The sequence below is a fragment of the Bradyrhizobium sp. LB14.3 genome (assembly GCF_040547985.1).
Classification (GTDB): domain Bacteria; phylum Pseudomonadota; class Alphaproteobacteria; order Rhizobiales; family Xanthobacteraceae; genus Bradyrhizobium.
In genome coordinates this window covers 64,047-79,746 of sequence record NZ_JBEPQT010000010.1, presented here as the reverse complement: position 1 = coordinate 79,746, position 15,700 = coordinate 64,047, and the positions used below count along the sequence as shown (strand labels likewise).

The window sequence follows — 15,700 nt, the reverse complement described above, 5'->3', positions numbered from 1 at the left end:
TGTGTCGCTAGTTCTTCAAATTAATCATCCGCTCGACCGAGCGCCTTGCGCGTTGCGCAAGCGCGGGATCGATCGTGACCTCTTCACGAAGCATCAGCAGGCTCTCCAGAATGTTGGCGAGCGTGATGCGCTTCATGTGCGGGCAGATATTGCAGGGGCGCAGCATTTCGACGTCAGGCAGCTCGGCCCGCACATTGTCGGCCATCGAGCATTCCGTGATCATCACCAGCCGCCGCGGCCGCCGCTCGCGCACCCAGTTGATCATGTGCGCGGTCGAACCCGTGAAGTCGGCCTCGGCCAGCACGTCAGGTGGGCATTCGGGATGGGCGATGATCTGCACGGAGGGATCGGCCTCGCGGTAGCTGCGCAGCTCGGCCCCGGTGAAGCGCTCGTGCACCTCGCAGGCGCCCTTCCATGCGATGATCTTCACGTCGGTCTTCGAGGCCACGTAAGTGGCGAGATAGCGGTCGGGCAGGAAGATCACACTCGGTGCGCCGAGGCTTTCGACCACCTGAACCGCGTTCGACGAGGTGCAGCAGATATCGACCTCGGCCTTCACCTCCGCGGAGGTGTTGACATAGGCAACGACAGGCACGCCGGGAAATTTTTCGCGGAGCAGGCGAACGTCGGCGCCGGTGATGCTGGCGGCGAGCGAGCAGCCGGCGCGCGTATCGGGGATCAGCACCGTCTTGTCCGGATTGAGCAGCTTTGATGTCTCCGCCATGAAGTGCACGCCGCACTGGACGATGATGTCGGCCTTCACCTTGGTGGCTTCGACCGCGAGCTGGAGCGAATCGCCGCCGATGTCGGCGACGCAGTGGAAGATCTCCGGCGCCTGGTAATTGTGGGCGAGGATCACCGCGCCCCGCGCCCGCTTCAGCTCGTTGATCGCCTTGATCGTCGGCGCCAGCAGCGGCCATTCGATCGGCGGGATCACATGTTTCACGCGCTCGTAAAGCGGCGCGGTGGCGCGCTCGACCTCCGGCGTCCATTCCAGCGACGGCATCGGCAATGCGGGCCTCGAGCCCGCTGGGACGGAACGCGGCGCAGCGGTGGTTTGGCCCTGCGGCCGGTTGGCAAAGTCGTCGGGGCCGTAAAGTCCAGAGATCGGCATTGAAGCCTCCAGCACATATTAAATAAGCTCAATTTGAGTACATATGGAGCCTGAGAAACCCGGCCGAGAGGCCGGGTTCGATTTCAGCAGCGCTCAAATATGCTCAATGAGTAAATTAGACCAGGACAACTAACACTACTCCAAGAGCTCCACGGTCGAATTTTTGGATCTCGACTGAACCTATAAGGGGCGATCAGGCTGCAAAGTGTGAAGTCGCATAGCCCGTCGAGTAACACGCGCTCGTGGACGGCAACTGCGACACGAGATGCAACAGCGCAATGCGCTTGAATCCCGCGTTCAGGCCATCAATTTCGATGAATTTCACCGCCGCGCCTGTGCGAGGTTGCGCCCCAAAGCTGCTCAGTATGGAAGCCGTTTCGAAGCCGTTGCCCGGGATCCGGCAACGCACCTTCGAATTGGCGCTATCGGAGCGGGCGAAACGCCGCGCCGCTGCGCGAGATTACGGATTCGAGATCTTCCTTTGAACGTGCATTTCGGTGAGATTACTAGCATTCGCAACTCAGTTAGGCGCGTCCGCCAACGGCGGCCCGAGATTCTCGTCGAAAAGCCAATAATCCGAATCACTAATAATCGTTCTTAAATCGTGGGCGCAGGTGAGCGCGTGATGCTTGCACAGGATCGCTGCAATGAGCGGAGATCCTCTGTTGAAATCTTGTCAGTGCGAACGAGCTCTGAGGATAGGACCTAGCATCCGGTGGCGCCGCATTTGACCAAGCCAGCAACGCAAGTCGGGAACGACTCTGCTGACACTCAGCTGCTGGTGCGGCGATTAACGTTGGAGGTCCGATCCCTCAACATCTGTCTGGAGGATTTTCTTCAAGTCCGGGCCAAAGCACTCGGCATCACTGGACCACAATTGACAATCTTGATGGCAGTGACAGACCTAACGAGCGAGGGGGATGTTGCAGTCAGCACGGTGGCAAAATTGCTGAAAGTTGACCCGTCCTTCATTACAATAAATTCCAAGGCGCTGGAGAAGGCCGGATTTCTGCGGCGCAAGCCCTGTATCAGGGATGGTCGGGTCGTCCACATGTCACTGACCGACAAGGCTTGTAAGCGCCTCGCGAACGTCGCTGCACAACAGAAGGAACTCGATCAATTTGTGTTCGGTGAGCTTGGCGTTGAGGAATTGACCAAACTGTCTAGCCGATTTGCAGCGCTCAGGCGACGGCTGGACGGTGCTCGTTTAAAAGCCGCCATGGATATTGGCGCGGTGACAACCCGAGGCAGGGGACGACTTCAGTCGACGAAGGGAAGCTCGTTGGATCGCTGATGGTTGCCTTGAATGCGAGGGTACCACGCACGTCCAGGCACCGTCATCATCAAGCGCCCATCGGCTCATCGCATTGCAATTCCGCCTCAGCGTTCGACGAGCGCCGATCTATCAGGTGCTCGGGTCCAACAACTTTTTGCGACAACACGGTCACATCCGCTTCGTGAGACGTTGCAGCAGCAAGTAAGGGCGAACCTAACTGGCTCATGTCAAAGTCAATGAGCAGATTTGCCATCCCGGCCCATACGATGGTCGATCCTGGGCTCATGCCGCTTTTCTGGAAGTCCCGATCAAGATAGATTCGGTATGCGGCCCGAGCTCTACGCGTGGGGCGCAGAGTTCTGGACTGGCTTGACTCATCGCACGCGAACTTGGTTTCTAAGCGTCTCGGTGCGGCATATCAAAGCGCTTGCAGCTCGTGACGAACGCCTTTTTCGCCTCGGCATTCTCGAAGCAAAAATGTGCCCCCTCATCGGCGCGCTCAATCGACCAGTCGATTTTGGCAGCCCGTGCAATGCGCGATGCCTCTTCGCGCAAGACATCCAATTGCCTCCCATGGGCCCGAACGATCACACAATCTGGCATTTAGAACCCTCGCTAACCCGAATGTCCAGTTCACGATGTACGGCCGGGCTCACAGCGCCATTCATCCAGACCATGGCTCTTGCAGTCCTCGTGATATAGCTGACCTCGTCGAGGCAACACCATTACGCGCTTTGATGCAAGCCACGCCGAAACAGGTCCGGGCCGATTGCACATGATTGGAAACAAGGCGGCAGTGATCTCTTCCGGACGCCTCCCCCTTTCGAGCAAACCCGGATCGGCGCGCGTTAAGGTTTCTGAACGGCAAAACTATGAAGAGAGACGTTTTGTGTGTAGGATCGCTCGCACCGGGGCTGGACCGCATTTTTTCACGATAGGCATTTCGAACCCGGGAAGGCCGCCGGCAATATTGTCGGCGGCCTTTTTCAGCAATAACACGATTTGGGACTGGCCTACATGCGACGGCTTCGGTGCTTATAGCCGCAGCTCAGATTATTATGAACTAGCTGGCCAGCACAGCAGTGCCGCATGGGGGCGTTAATGCACGATTGGAAGAACGAACTTGACGCACTGGTCGCTGAAACGATGGCATTCACCAAATCGCTGAAGCTAGAGATCCAGCTGCCCCGGTCTCTGCCGAAGGAAGCCGTCGAGCGGGGTGACCTCAGCGCGTCAGAGTATGACGGCAGCGAACGCGAAGAGATCAAGAAGCGGGTCGAGAGCTTCAAAGCGCACCAAGAGCACTTCACGCGTGAGCGCGAGGAATATGCCAATTCCCAGCTGCGCCGGATCAGGCCGATCACGAGAGCCTAGACGAGCTTGAGCCCGCCGAAGCTTCCCTGCACGCTCAGCGGCACAAATTGAGGTGACAGTAGTGCGGCGATTTGTGCTTGATAAGCGCGCGGGTTTGCGGCTGTCCCAAATCGGCATATTGCCGTGCGCGGAGTTCTCAAGCTCGGATTGCCTATTCTCCTAGGTTTTTCAAACGCACGAACTCCCACCGCGCTTGAAAAATGCATTCCATCCGCAAAACTCGCAGGAAAGCTGCTCCAAAACCCGAGCGCCTGACGCTTAGACTTACTTTGAAACCGATCGGTCAAACCGTCTACTAAGCGTTTTGCCATTGACCAAGATCAAAGCGTCAATTCTACACTCTCTATCCTCTCAAGACTTCACGGAGGCTAGATCATGCGCAACCTTCTTTATATTGCTGTGCTTGCACTTCCCATGCTCGTCTGCTTTGGATCACCTTCGACCGCCGCTCCGCGGGCTCGTTCGTACATCCCCCCAGCTCGGCAGGACGTTTATTGCCTGCAGGGACGTACCTGGGGATATCCTGGCAACTGCCAGTTCTCAACCTACGATCAATGCATGGCCACCGCATCCGGCACCCTCGCATATTGCGGTCTGAATCCCATCTACGCGTTCCAGCGACAGGCAGGACAATCACGCTGATCTGCGATCGCCACGAGATCGTTGTCAATTCCTGGTCGAGATTGTCCCTTTTGCGGACCTCGACAACACCGACCAATATTCTTCCCAAGGCCAAGACCTTTGTTTTCAAGTTGCCCAAGACATATCCAAAAGACTTCAGTGCGTAACCTTATCTCGATGAGAGAGGAGCGATTTCCCGACCCTTAGACCAGCGTCAAACCTGTGCGTGGCCGGGCTCCATATTTCTGCATCGACGCGTGATCGTTTACGACCCGAGACCATAATTGCGTGCGATGGACATCGAGTACGACGTGAGCGCGAGGCAGTGCCGGCGATGAAGCTCGCCGCCGAAACCGATGGTGTAGCGCGCGGCCGCAGGCGACTGGGCCCTCGCGCCCCATGTAGACGACAACAAGCTAGATGAAGTGACACTGGGAAACGTTTGAGGGTAGCAGCATTGGGCAGTGCAGGACGAGTTAAAACCTGCCTTGTTTATTACGCAGAAAATGCCCAAGAGCGGGGCCGGCCGCAGCGTGCGCGGTGCCGGTGTCGCTGCGACAGTCGCCGGATCATTGCTTCCCGCGTGCCAGCAACGTCCAGACCGGTGACGTGCCGTCCCAGCGCCGAAGCCGCCCGTAGAACCTCACTCGAACCCCGGCCTCTTTCAACCGCTCGACCACGAGATGCAGTGCGATCACGTCGCCCTCGGCCAGCTCCACGCAACCGCGCTTGCCAGACCACACCGCGCCCGGGAAGCGAAACAGGTTGTACTTCAGCCATCGGCCGCCGTGCTCGGATAGCGGTTCTAGGTCTACTTGTGCGCCGTTCCCAGGCCGCAGGCCGACATCCGGCCGACGGAGCAAATTCGCGATCCAACCCACTAAACTCGGCTCCTAAATCGAGGCAGTCTTTCGGTACAGTCGCAATAGAAGTGCACAGGCCATGTTAACGAGGCAAGCCAAATGACACGAGAGATGCTCCGCCGTACTCGGGAGCAGATCGCGGCGGCGAAGGCACTGCTTCAGCACAAGGTCCGAATATCTGGCACCCTGAGCTTCCAGAACAACAGAAACCTGGCGTTGAGCGGAATGGCGAAACAAGAAGCCAACTAGCTGCCGATCTGTGCAGCTGCAACAAGGCTATGGTCTTTATGGACGCAGTTCGTCGGACGGACTTGCGTGCGTCGGTTCGTGTACGATAGCTGAAGCGAGGAGCGCAACGACGTTGGTGGTGAGCTCCTAGTCAGTGTTTCTGACGGCCTCAGCCAGCATGGAGTAGAGCTGCTGCTTGCTGAATTCCTTGGGCTGTTGCCTCTCCGCTGTGTTCCGCGACACCTTCCGTGCGACTGGACGAGCGCAGGCTGCCGATGACGTCGGCCTCAGCTTCGGGGACGTCCTTATCTTGGGCGTTGCTGTGGGCGGCTTGTGGCCGCGCTTCAGGCCCAGACGGGTCAGCATGCCGCAGACCGCGTTACGACTGCACCCGAGACGACGCGCTATCTGCGCCGCGCTCTGTCCTGCGGACCAGAGCCTATTGAGGAGCGCTATGTCATTCGCATGCCAGCCCATGACAAATATTATACCCCTGGCTGCCGAACACGCTAGTCTAGTCGTCGTCCGGCTCGCGCACGACCGGCGGTTCGTCAGCGTCATCTTCCTCTTCGTCGTCTTCCTCTTCGTCGTCTTCGTCCTCCTCGTCTTCATCGGGATCTCTTGGCGGCATTGCGGTGCCCATAAGCACAAGCGGTGTCCAGTAGATCGCGGTGGTGGAAAATGCTTCGAAGGTATGTGGCTTCATGTGGCTGCTACTCCTCGAAAACACGCGTAGTCGCATATTCATGGCGGACGGCACGCGCGTCTGCGAGGGTGAAACCAACAGAAGTTATTACCCCTTTATCCAAGTGCTACGTGATGCTTGTTGTATGACAGGCGTTCCTCGAGCCCAGCCGCCTTCAGGGCGGTTGGAATCTTGTCCAGGACGGCCAATGAAGCAAAGTCGCGCTTCTTCTCCCAATACTTCCGTATCCCTTCGTTCAGCCTCCTCCGAAGTATTTACTTCAGGCGTCTATTCGGTAACATCCAACACAGTGACGCCATGAAGAACCACGTTGCTTTCGTCCAGCTTAAAAGCTCCGAGCTGCACTGCGATCATCGGCACTGAATGATTGAGGACCCCTAGCACGTTGAAAAACGGCTCGTGATTCACTCTGCGACAATTACGGCTCTGTGTTCTGACCCGGGACGACGCTGCCGCTCAACACCCCAATATTCGATGGTGCGGAAAATGTGACTCTCGTCCAACGCTCCCAGCATTACCTCTTCTTCGTAGAAGGTGTCCGCTTCCTCCGAGTACATCAGGAAGTCGCTCTTGCCGCCATGCGGCTGACGGCGCTCTCGCGCGAGACTTCAAGCTCGCCCAGACCAAGTCATGCTGGTATCGTCCAATATCTGAGTCTGGAGCCACTTCTCGACCAACCCAGCTGCGCGAAGTTCAACCGCTTCAATGTTTTTCAGCGCGAAACCCATTCCCGAGCTGCACCCCGGTTCCGAAGACGCGGGGTGTGTTATGGGCATGCTCGGCGACTTTGGCCCTGCGACATGTCGGCAGCCTGCCAAGCCGGCATGACTCACAATATTCGAATGTCAACTCGGCGGCGAGACCGGCCGTCTATTCAGGATCGCGCGCTCATTGTCGTTCGTCGTTGCACCTCGGAACACAGCAACAAATCGATCGCCTTGCCAAAGCTCAACGTCGTGCTCGGCATGCATTTGCTCGGCTCGACGCCGCGCCGCCTGCTCGTCAATGCAGTCGAGCTTCGCCACGCAGATCACTTGCCGGCTGCTGTCCACCACGAATGCTTTGTACCGCATTCCGCAATCCGATCCCAACGGGACCGTCATCGTAATCGAATGTCCGTCTAAGGCGGCGGGCAAACTAAGTGTGGGCGGGCGGAACCTTTGTACGTGTGGCAATTCGGCTATACTTGAAATTCATCGATCGCGCAGCGGCGCGCGTACGTGCCTAGACTATTGCGCTACCTCACTGGCGTAATCTCACTGCGTGCCGAAGCGTGCGGTTCGAGCTTAGGATTGAGAAGCCACCAAGCATCATCAGCAGCACACCTGACCAAGTTGCCGTCCAGCTGCGTGCCTCGTCGTGCGCCTCTGCAAGGTGCGCGCCCATTGGCATAGCTGGAGGTGAGCCGGCGGGCGCGAGGAGCTGCAACGTCAATTTGGCCGGGCACGGAGTGCTCAGGCGTAGGCGGCCGGCTGTGAAGATCGGTGGGTACCGCTGAGGTCATGGTGGTGCCCATATCGAGCACGGAAGCGGCATCAGCCACCTTGATTTCGGCTGCAGGCGGCTGGGAGGGCTCGGCCGGTGCGGAGCGCAGCAACTCCGCGCGCGCATTAACCACCGCGCTCTTCCTGGGCCGCGCACTCCCGTTCTCGTCCAAACTGGCGGTGCGATCTTCGGCACCGCGATGACGAACTGTCTTCTTCACCTTCGCCATACCCTCGGTCAGGAACCAGCATTTACGGTGACCGTCGAACCGATAGACCCAATGCGCCCCGTCCGCGGTCGTGTTGCCGGGTCGCGGCAAGCATTGCGCTTGCGCCAAAGAGGTTGCTGCGGGCTCGCGCGGAGCGCCATTGAACAAGTCGGCAAAAGGGTCGGAGACCGCAGGTGTCGCCGCAAGACCTCCAACAAGAACCAAACCGGCGAAGCAAACTCGCAAATAACCGGACATCGAAAACTCCCGGTGTTGCGCCCCTCACCGGGACCACCCTTCGCGGCCACTTAGGCTGCCATGCGGCCCAACTCTGGCGGCGCCATGGATTCATTGTGGGTCTGAAACGAGATTCGGGTCCGAATTGAAAACCAGTGCTGCAGCCGAGTTCGCCAACCGTTGGGGAGGTTTTGCTCCCGCCCGAGGGAGCGGCACAAGCCGGGAACTCGGATCGGCCGCGAATGCGGAAGCTGTTCCGTCGCCCATCATTAAACCGGCCTCAGTGTTTGCGTGCTGGGCCCATCGCATTTCCATGTGCGACTTGGCTACCATTCTGGATCGTCGAAGCCGCCATAGTCTCGAACGACGTACTCCCGGGTGAAGCGCTCGACCGGACGCCAGCGCTCGTGAATGACTACGGTTGCTGTCGGCGGCCTGCAATAATCAGGATTGATGACGATGGTCGGGGACGGGGAGTAGGGATTAGCGGGAATGAACGCGCAGCAAAAGCCCCCTGACATGCGATGGCGGCCGAGGCACTCGCAGCGGAGAGGGCCAGCAGACCGGCAGCGGTGCTTGTTGCATAAGAAGCCGTCCTCCACCTTCTTCTTACGCACCGTAAACGGCCGCGCTGGTCGCTTGTTTCAAAAAGTAAAATTGAAACATGAACCGCAGGACCGCCGCCCACGGGCAGCCGAGGGGCCTGCGTTTGCGGTGTCGCAACCGGTTCTGGGGGGAACCTGATCCTACGAAAGGCCTGAGCGTAACGAGCATCGCAAGCTGATCGCCAGTGCGGTATCGGTGTTGCGAGCTCCGACGGAGGCGCACATGAAGCGCAGCTGGTGGATGTTGATCGCCGTCGCTGGGGCGGCGTTTGTGTTCTTTTCCATGCTGGCCATTCGGGAGCAGCGCGCCGGCTTCGATACGTTTGCCAAGCAAGGGCATCCGCAGGCCTCGATCTATATGATGATCCCGCCCACCGGGAGATCTGCGAGCGTAGTCCTACATGCGCAACGAGCGCTAACGTCGGGCTTGCTTCCTGCCGCGATCATAGGCCCCCGTCACAAATCTTTCCGCAAGCCTTGAAGATCGGGTGGCCGGACTTTTCTCCGCCGACTTCGCGCGGTACTCGACCTCGGCCAGCAGCTTCGGCCCGACCCGGAGGCCCTTTGAGCGATCCGCTTAGCGACGAAACGCGTGCCCCGTGAGCCTGCTTCCGTTTGGCATCCGTCCATGCGTTGCTAAAGTGGGCGTCGGCGGCCATCATCGCGATGCTGCCCCGCCCATCCAGAACTTCAGATCCGATGCCACTCAGCCACTCCGAGAGACGGCGCAACCAATGCTCGGAAGAGACCCGCGGTTTGATAAACCTCAATCGTTCCGCCCAATCCAAGGCCTCACCCGCAACGGGAACTTGCGTGAACAATGAGCAGCTTGACACCCCTTGTTCTGGAACAAACTGTCGCACGCAGACATTCTCCAACTCACGAAGTGAAGGAGAATAGGATGCGCAAGTACTTGTTTGCTGCGGCGATCGTGAGTGCAATCGCGACACCCGCAATCGCGGATGAAGTCGGTGTCGGCGTTCAGGCCGGTCCGGTCGGCGGAGGCGTCACAGTCGGAGAGTCTCACGAGCACCGCCCCGTTGATCGGGACCGCACAACGGTCGTCAGGGAGCCTGAGCACACGGAAAGTGACAGGACGACGGTCATTAAGAAAGAGAATGAGGACGGCAGCCGAGAGAAAACCGTCATTCATCACGACAACGACTAACAAATGTGCCCGGACCACCGTCCGGGCTTTTCTTTTGCCTTGCGACACAGAGACGATTCGTTTGCTTCGCTACTTCTTACTCGGATCGTCTGCGGGATTGACGTAAGTTATCCCGAGTGGCCCTTGGCCATGAATTTGAACAACGGAAGGACTACTTGTCCAACCATAGTGGTTCATTTTGGCAGGCGCTTCGGCGTATCCGCCCGCTGTTAGCTCGATCGCTTTCTTCTCATCGAGTTTGTCGCCCATTCCGATGTGAAAGTTGCCCGATATGACGGTAGCGCCTTCATCTGTTGGATGATTATGGGCGGGAATTTTATAACCGCTTGGCATTCTTAGGCGGAGAACGAACAGCCCTTCTTTGGACGGGTCGCCCGAGAGTACCGCGATGTCGGCCCCCTTCGGCAAGGTGGGTGGTGCTGCCTCCCATTTAAGCTCACCAGAGTTAATCGGCATTTTCATATCATCGGCAATGGCTGTGTTCACACCTGCCAGGACGAAAGCCGAAGCGAGCAAGCGACTGAGCATGATCTCCTCCATTTGGTGAGCGAGCATCGTGTGCCAGCGGTGAAGCAAGTCAACTGAAAGTTAGCCTGCCGCTGCCGCATTCTAACGATTGGAGGCCTTAGCAGATTTATGATCCCACCAAGAGTGACAGCTCCGCTGACCTTGGCTTGCCAACGCTCGGACGAAACATCGAAGAACTCGGCCCGTTGCATTTTCTCGCTCGAAGCTTACTCAGCTACTGCTCCAACCCACGAGCCCATGTTTCAGCTTAACGCTGCGTGGGTTAACCACACCAAGCGAGCAGCCTCATTTTGGACCAACTGATCATGACCGTCGGCCGCTCTGCACCGGGAGCCGCCACGTGATTAGAATCGTCGTGCTTGGAGTGGCTTGCCTAGTTGGACTGGGCGCTATTGCTGCAGCCACGAAGAAATCCGGGCCGCCGCCCGCGGCCGATGTGGTCGTGCCAATAGTAGCCGGTAACAAGGCTGATCGCCTGCCATTCACAATCAAACTGGATATGCCAGCTGCCGGTGAGCGCGCGGATGTTGCGTACGTCCAGCCTGGCGAAGAAGAGCAAGCTGATTTACCGCCATCCGCACCAAAGCAAGTCGCTCTTCCACCGCGTCGCGACTTTACGCCTCGTCATTGGCACGATCCCATGACCTGAACGCCAGGGCCGCAAACAGAAGAGCCGACACCGCGAAACGACCAATAAAGGGCGCGGCTGATCAGCCTCTACAGCAGGCTGAGGCTAAGCGGTGCCGTTCGGACGGGCTGGATCCCCTGTTAAGAAAGCTGAACTTATCGCCGCCGTGCGATTCATGACCCCACCTCTAGTCGCCCGCTGCGCAATGGTTCTAATCAATATTGATCTGGCGGGTCATTCGCCGTTAATGATTGATTCAGTTTGCAGCATGATCATCGGGGAGCGACAAGGGATGCGATCATGCGATTGCGCCAGGCGAATACCTTGGAAGAGATCGAGGCGAGGGTCGCTGAAGCCAGCGAAGACCCAATGGCGCGTGTGACGCTGAGCGCGCGGGATTTCTCGAGTGCCAGCCGAGAAGAGGTTCTTGCATTATTGAAAGCAGACGGCGATCGAAAGCGCACCAATTGGCTGGTCGCAGGCGCGGTGATCGCTGGTTTTGCGTTGGGATGGGCTGCCGGTTTTGGTCGGTACGGTCCTATAACATTCGCGTCGCTCAATTCAACCACTCAGACAGAAACGCCTTCGCGTCGAATCGCTGAAACGAAGTCAGGCCGCAGGACCGGAGGCCCGCGAAAGACGGTATCGACTTTGGCTTTGCGAACACCGCCAGGCGTAAGTCAATTCTCCGCAGATGGAGCGAGCATTTCCGCCGAACCTACAGCCACATGGTCCGACAGGGCTCATCAATCCGTCGACGTATCGAGCACCGTTTCTCAGGCCATCGAAGCAGATATGACGGCGACCGGCTCGATAGCGCCCAGCGGACCTCTCATGCCTGCCCCGGAGACAAGACCAGCAACCATTGAGGGTTGGACCGTTCTTGACGTTCGCGGCGGAACGGCGGTTCTCGGAGGGCCCGATGGGGTTCGGATGGCAATGCGCGGCGATACAGTTCCCGGCATCGGGCGAATCGATTCGATCGTGCGTTGGGGCAACCGGTGGATTGTGGCGACAGCTAGTGGATTGATCTCGACTCCGTAAACGGCGCGCAACGCCTGCGGGGGAGCGGAACCTGTCGTGCATCTGCGAGAGGCATTCGTGATGAACCAACGGCAGGCGTGTAAAGCCATCGGCTGTTGCCGCATGACCGTGAGATACCAGACCACCCGGGCTGACGATACCAGCCTTGGCCAGCGCATGCGGGCGATCGCCCAGGAGCATCGCCGCTTCGGTTATCGGCGGCTGCATGCTTTGCTCAAGCGGGAGGCTATCTGATTAACCACAAGAATGGGATGGCCTCTTACCTTAGTCGCCGCAAGGGCGAGGACCTGCAAAGTTGATCACGGCTTTTCGCCAGCCGACGCGGAGGAGCTTCAGAAGAAACTCAACCCGCTGATGCGCAAGACACAACCCTACACGAAGCGCATCGCGCATCGAGGCATTTGGGGTGAACCGCAATTGCTGGCGGAGATCGAGTACAGGACCAAGAGCGCCGAAGGAAAAGTGCGGCATCCGTTCTTCAAGGAATTGAGGAAAATTTTGGGATGACTGATGCGTTCGACCAATGGAGAGAATGGGCGGGAAAGCCTCCGGGTGATCGGCGCACGACCCCGGCTGAATCGTACCACGCTGTCATGGACCTTCCGCCCTGAGGATCGGTTTGACCGTGAGAAGGTCAACGAGGCGGCGCTCAAACGACAAGAGTCTGTCTGGATTTACGAGCATGGTCATAAGCGCGCGGGCGATGGGGATTGGATAAAGGTCTTTGCCACCTAGGATGCCGCAAGCGCATGGCTCGCCGAAAACGATCCTGAAGGCGTGGCTTGGGCCCATCCGATTGAACGGGAGAGACAGATGACCAGCGTGGGGTTGTATGTCAGCGCTGCCGCCCTTCGATCCGGCTAAGTAAGCCACGGCTCAGAGCTCGCTGTAGATCGGGATCGAAGCGGCGTGTGCGTCGACGACTTCGACGACTTTCTTTTCCAGCGGGAGATCGCCCTTGCGTTCGGACCATATCTTCTTGAAGCGCTGGACGATTTCCGCGGCCGTGTCGACGGCCAGCTTTTCCGAGATCTTCGCCTTCGCCGCCAGATGCGTGAGCTCGTCCTTGGAGAATTCAGTCATCTTCTTCGTGCGCGAGTAGTTCAGCGCCATCTTGTCGTCCGCGATGTAGGGTATCGTAGATAGCAAATCGTAGGCGGGCGACAGGACGGGCGTGCGGCGGTCGGGGTAGATCAACGACCAATTCTTCAGATGCATGTCCGCGTTGCCGATCAGCGTGCTGAACACGAGGCGTCGGACAAACTCGGCGACGCCGGCTTCGCCGGTCTCGATGCCGAGCACGCGCGCGATGCTACGGTAGTTGGCCTTGTCGTACTTCTCGTCCGGAAACACGCCGAATACCTGCGCGAAGTCCTCCATGTGGACCGGTCCGTCGGCGGAGCGGTCGAACCGCTTGACGGCGAGCGCACGTCCCTTCAGCTCGCCGATTCCTTCCGGAAGCCCCTTGATCGACTCGACGTCGATCAGTTGGAGCTCGGGCACTTCCATGCCCATCTCCTTCGCCAGGGTCATCATGGAGAATTCGTTTTCGGGCACGCCCGGGTACTGATGGGACGGAAGCTTGACTATCCACGAACCGCCGACGCCCTCGACGGGAATGGTCAGACCGGCTTTTTTGGGATCGTTCTTGAGCGCGGAGAACTTCAGCTGCACGCCCGCGAGCGAGAAGCGCAGCATGTTCTGCCGCTCGTCCGGTGTGAGATCCTCCTGGACTTGGGAAGGCAACGCTTCTCCTTCCGCCGGATGGACTGACAGGGCGCCCGGGAGGTCCCGGCCCAGCATCCAGAGAAGAAAGAATTCGCGCTTTTCCTTCACGCCCGCGCGTTCCGCGAGGTAGCGACGCAGCGCGCCCTCCGGCAGAAGATTGGAGAAGAAGGGCGGAACGACCTGCTGATACGGTTTGAACGAGGTGAGCAGATTTCCGAACGTGTCCTTGAAGGACAGGCTCAATGTTGGGCGTGCGGCGTCGTCGATGTAGCTCTGGTTGAAGGCGAGCAGCGACCGGTCGCCCTGTATGAGCGTGAGGGTCGCGATCGGGTTGTCGTGCAGGCGTACGTCCAGGACCGATACGTCAGGCATCGTCATCCTCTTCATCGAGAGCGTAGGCCGGGCGGGGGGCTTCTACCGGATGCGCGATCCGGTTGCGTAGACCTTGCAACACGCCTGCCGAATTTTCCAGCACTGGGTTGGGGATAGGTTCGGCGCGATAGCCTCGCAGTGTATCGACGACGTCTTGGACAAGGTTCAGGTCAGTTTTCGAAAGATGGACCTGCTTCAGAAAGCGCAAGTATTCGGCGATGCGGTCGAGCGCAGCGGAGCTACCGTGGCGCTTCCTTTGTCCGGAAACGATGCGTTCGGCCTTCACGAAGAGGTTTGAGGGTCCTTCCTCAAGGGAGAATTCGTTGAAGTTTGAGCGCAGGATGCCCTCCACTGCGGGAAGCAGCTTCTTGGGCACGAGTACGACCTCGAGGTCGAGTGCCCGGACCATCTGGATGAAGCTGGACAGGCCCGGTTCGACGCGGCCGGTCTCTATCTGGGAGATGTGCGCCTGGGTCAGACCCGATCGGACCGCCAACGCACGCTGGCTTATGCGCTCTTGCGTGCGTTTCGCCTGGACAGTCCGGACAAGCTCTTCGCTCGGATACGACATGATATATAATCCTAATCAAAGGATCGTTTCGATAAGAATGATTATCACAGCCATGCCTCCAGTTTCAAGCTTGATAACTATTCTTATCATTCACGGCGTCGTGATAATAATAATATATCAACAAGTAGGACAACCAGGGGCGCGACAACGTAGCTCCATTTCTCGAACGCCATGGTGAGCCGGCTCTGAAGCCCCATGTCGGTTCCCGGCCGTCGATCCCACCGGAACACTCACTTGGGGATTTTCGCGCGAAAACCCCGATTGGCGTCCGCGAGCCCAGCCAAACTGCGCCGGGCAGAACACGGAGGTAGAACGATGTACGCCGACACGGAAGGCTATTTCGGGCAGGCAAGCGGGATCCCTACAGTCGGCTCCACGAGCTTCGGGGTCGAGATATCACCAACTTTCAGGACAAGATCGAGCGTCTTCGCCGCAAGGGAATCCGGCTCTCACCAAAGCTCGAATGGGATGCATTCGTGACGGCCTATACCCTTCACGACGAAGCGCCCCTTCATTCGTACCCGCGTCGCATCATGCCCTTGATGCGGCAGCTTCGGGAGCAGGAGGAGCGAGCACGCGCGAACATTTCGGAGTTAGATCCTTCCACATTCGACAAGAACGACGCGGCCGAAGAGCTCCAGTTCCGCTTCACCACGAATGCTTCTCTGATTGGCGATTTGTACCTCGTCTACATTCGGGAAGCGCTCACGGCCCATGAGAAGGAGACCCTGACCGCCGAAGAAAGTGCAATCTGTATTGCGCCGCGGCCGCTCTGCAGACTCTCGTCGATATCTGGGACGAAGCCCAGCCCCATGAGTCGCTGAGCGCCCCCCGCCGGCCGGTGGAAACGAACGTAGCAGCGCGCTGTTCTCCGCAGCGCGGCACCAACCTTCCGGGCTGCGGAGCGCCCTCCCCCTGGCCGCCGCCGCCGGATAATAGTTGGC

General features: G+C 58.6%; 20 protein-coding genes and 2 pseudogenes. 10 read left to right on the top strand and 12 right to left on the bottom strand.

Annotated elements, in window-relative coordinates; all coding sequences use genetic code 11:
- Nucleotides 1–7: 7 nt before the first annotated feature.
- Nucleotides 8–1,114 carry a quinolinate synthase NadA gene (gene nadA / locus ABIB00_RS19905; RefSeq protein ID WP_354105532.1) on the bottom strand — a complete coding sequence of 369 codons (1,107 nt, stop codon included), beginning with the start codon at nucleotides 1,112–1,114 and terminating at the stop codon, nucleotides 8–10.
- 727 nt (nucleotides 1,115–1,841) lie between these two features.
- Here nadA and ABIB00_RS19900 point away from each other — a divergent pair.
- On the top strand, nucleotides 1,842–2,408 hold the full coding sequence (locus ABIB00_RS19900; protein WP_018460476.1) for a MarR family winged helix-turn-helix transcriptional regulator: 567 nt from the start codon (nucleotides 1,842–1,844) through the stop codon (nucleotides 2,406–2,408).
- A 49-nt stretch (nucleotides 2,409–2,457) separates the two neighbouring features.
- Here the strand turns inward: ABIB00_RS19900 and ABIB00_RS19895 are convergent, their stop codons facing one another.
- Together ABIB00_RS19895 and ABIB00_RS19890 are read right to left on the bottom strand one after the other, a co-directional pair.
- Complete coding sequence (locus ABIB00_RS19895; protein ID WP_354105531.1) at nucleotides 2,458–2,676, bottom strand: hypothetical protein; 219 nt, start codon at nucleotides 2,674–2,676, stop codon at nucleotides 2,458–2,460.
- 110 nt (nucleotides 2,677–2,786) lie between these two features.
- Nucleotides 2,787–2,954, bottom strand: coding sequence for a hypothetical protein (locus ABIB00_RS19890; RefSeq protein WP_018460477.1), 168 nt, complete (start codon nucleotides 2,952–2,954; stop codon nucleotides 2,787–2,789).
- Between the two features lie 537 nt (nucleotides 2,955–3,491).
- On the opposite strand from ABIB00_RS19890, the gene ABIB00_RS19885 reads away from it, so the two are divergent.
- Entirely contained in the window at nucleotides 3,492–3,764 is a 273-nt protein-coding gene (locus ABIB00_RS19885) for a hypothetical protein (RefSeq protein ID WP_247282202.1), read from the top strand.
- A 375-nt stretch (nucleotides 3,765–4,139) separates the two neighbouring features.
- Nucleotides 4,140–4,406, top strand: a complete 267-nt coding sequence (locus tag ABIB00_RS19880) for a DUF3551 domain-containing protein (RefSeq protein WP_083926480.1) — start codon at nucleotides 4,140–4,142, stop codon at nucleotides 4,404–4,406.
- A 548-nt stretch (nucleotides 4,407–4,954) separates the two neighbouring features.
- On the opposite strand, the gene ABIB00_RS19875 is transcribed toward ABIB00_RS19880, so the two are convergent.
- From ABIB00_RS19875 to ABIB00_RS19855, 5 genes are all read right to left on the bottom strand, one after another.
- Nucleotides 4,955–5,266, bottom strand: coding sequence for a hypothetical protein (locus ABIB00_RS19875; RefSeq protein WP_247282201.1), 312 nt, complete (start codon nucleotides 5,264–5,266; stop codon nucleotides 4,955–4,957).
- A 357-nt stretch (nucleotides 5,267–5,623) separates the two neighbouring features.
- Entirely contained in the window at nucleotides 5,624–5,953 is a 330-nt protein-coding gene (locus ABIB00_RS19870) for a GcrA family cell cycle regulator (protein ID WP_354105642.1), read from the bottom strand.
- Nucleotides 5,954–5,990: 37 nt separating this feature from the next.
- On the bottom strand, nucleotides 5,991–6,182 hold the full coding sequence (locus ABIB00_RS19865; protein WP_354105530.1) for a hypothetical protein: 192 nt from the start codon (nucleotides 6,180–6,182) through the stop codon (nucleotides 5,991–5,993).
- 845 nt (nucleotides 6,183–7,027) lie between these two features.
- Nucleotides 7,028–7,255, bottom strand: a complete 228-nt coding sequence (locus ABIB00_RS19860; protein ID WP_247282199.1) for a hypothetical protein — start codon at nucleotides 7,253–7,255, stop codon at nucleotides 7,028–7,030.
- Nucleotides 7,256–7,419: 164 nt separating this feature from the next.
- A complete protein-coding gene (locus ABIB00_RS19855) occupies nucleotides 7,420–8,133 on the bottom strand; it encodes a hypothetical protein (protein WP_354105529.1) in 714 nt (237 codons plus the stop codon).
- A gap of 807 nt (nucleotides 8,134–8,940) precedes the next feature.
- On the opposite strand from ABIB00_RS19855, the gene ABIB00_RS19850 reads away from it, so the two are divergent.
- Both ABIB00_RS19850 and ABIB00_RS19845 read left to right on the top strand, forming a co-directional pair.
- On the top strand, nucleotides 8,941–9,198 hold the full coding sequence (locus tag ABIB00_RS19850) for a hypothetical protein (RefSeq protein WP_247403341.1): 258 nt from the start codon (nucleotides 8,941–8,943) through the stop codon (nucleotides 9,196–9,198).
- A 420-nt stretch (nucleotides 9,199–9,618) separates the two neighbouring features.
- Nucleotides 9,619–9,885 carry a hypothetical protein gene (locus ABIB00_RS19845; RefSeq protein ID WP_018457443.1) on the top strand — a complete coding sequence of 89 codons (267 nt, stop codon included), beginning with the start codon at nucleotides 9,619–9,621 and terminating at the stop codon, nucleotides 9,883–9,885.
- 69 nt (nucleotides 9,886–9,954) lie between these two features.
- Here ABIB00_RS19845 and ABIB00_RS19840 read toward each other — a convergent pair whose 3' ends face one another.
- Nucleotides 9,955–10,413 carry a cupin domain-containing protein gene (locus tag ABIB00_RS19840; RefSeq protein WP_051113032.1) on the bottom strand — a complete coding sequence of 153 codons (459 nt, stop codon included), beginning with the start codon at nucleotides 10,411–10,413 and terminating at the stop codon, nucleotides 9,955–9,957.
- Nucleotides 10,414–10,786: 373 nt separating this feature from the next.
- Complete coding sequence (locus ABIB00_RS19835) at nucleotides 10,787–10,972, bottom strand: hypothetical protein (RefSeq protein WP_247367787.1); 186 nt, start codon at nucleotides 10,970–10,972, stop codon at nucleotides 10,787–10,789.
- Between the two features lie 369 nt (nucleotides 10,973–11,341).
- Here ABIB00_RS19835 and ABIB00_RS19830 point away from each other — a divergent pair, with 369 nt between their 5' ends.
- The 4 genes and pseudogenes from ABIB00_RS19830 to ABIB00_RS19815 all read left to right on the top strand — a co-directional run bounded on the left by ABIB00_RS19830 (nucleotide 11,342) and on the right by ABIB00_RS19815 (nucleotide 12,820).
- Nucleotides 11,342–12,085 (top strand): hypothetical protein, encoded by a 744-nt coding sequence (locus tag ABIB00_RS19830; protein ID WP_247445778.1) that lies wholly within the window; start codon nucleotides 11,342–11,344, stop codon nucleotides 12,083–12,085.
- Nucleotides 12,078–12,330 (top strand): annotated as a pseudogene (locus tag ABIB00_RS19825) (IS3 family transposase); the annotation flags it as partial. The gene ABIB00_RS19830 and the pseudogene ABIB00_RS19825, both read left to right, overlap by 8 nt.
- Nucleotides 12,330–12,592: pseudogene (locus tag ABIB00_RS19820) on the top strand (ATP dependent DNA ligase); the annotation flags it as partial. The pseudogenes ABIB00_RS19825 and ABIB00_RS19820, both read left to right, overlap by 1 nt.
- A gap of 3 nt (nucleotides 12,593–12,595) precedes the next feature.
- Entirely contained in the window at nucleotides 12,596–12,820 is a 225-nt protein-coding gene (locus ABIB00_RS19815; protein WP_354105528.1) for a hypothetical protein, read from the top strand.
- Between the two features lie 141 nt (nucleotides 12,821–12,961).
- Here ABIB00_RS19815 and ABIB00_RS19810 read toward each other — a convergent pair whose 3' ends face one another.
- Nucleotides 12,962–14,185, bottom strand: coding sequence for a type II toxin-antitoxin system HipA family toxin (locus ABIB00_RS19810; protein WP_354105527.1), 1,224 nt, complete (start codon nucleotides 14,183–14,185; stop codon nucleotides 12,962–12,964).
- The gene (locus tag ABIB00_RS19805; protein WP_247542592.1) at nucleotides 14,178–14,756 is read right to left on the bottom strand and encodes a helix-turn-helix domain-containing protein; all 579 of its coding nucleotides are present in this window, start codon (nucleotides 14,754–14,756) and stop codon (nucleotides 14,178–14,180) included. The genes ABIB00_RS19810 and ABIB00_RS19805 overlap by 8 nt, the downstream gene beginning before the upstream one ends.
- A gap of 476 nt (nucleotides 14,757–15,232) precedes the next feature.
- Between ABIB00_RS19805 and ABIB00_RS19800 the strand changes: the two genes are divergently transcribed.
- Nucleotides 15,233–15,580, top strand: a complete 348-nt coding sequence (locus tag ABIB00_RS19800; protein WP_354105526.1) for a hypothetical protein — start codon at nucleotides 15,233–15,235, stop codon at nucleotides 15,578–15,580.
- The last annotated feature ends 120 nt before the right edge of the window (nucleotides 15,581–15,700 follow it).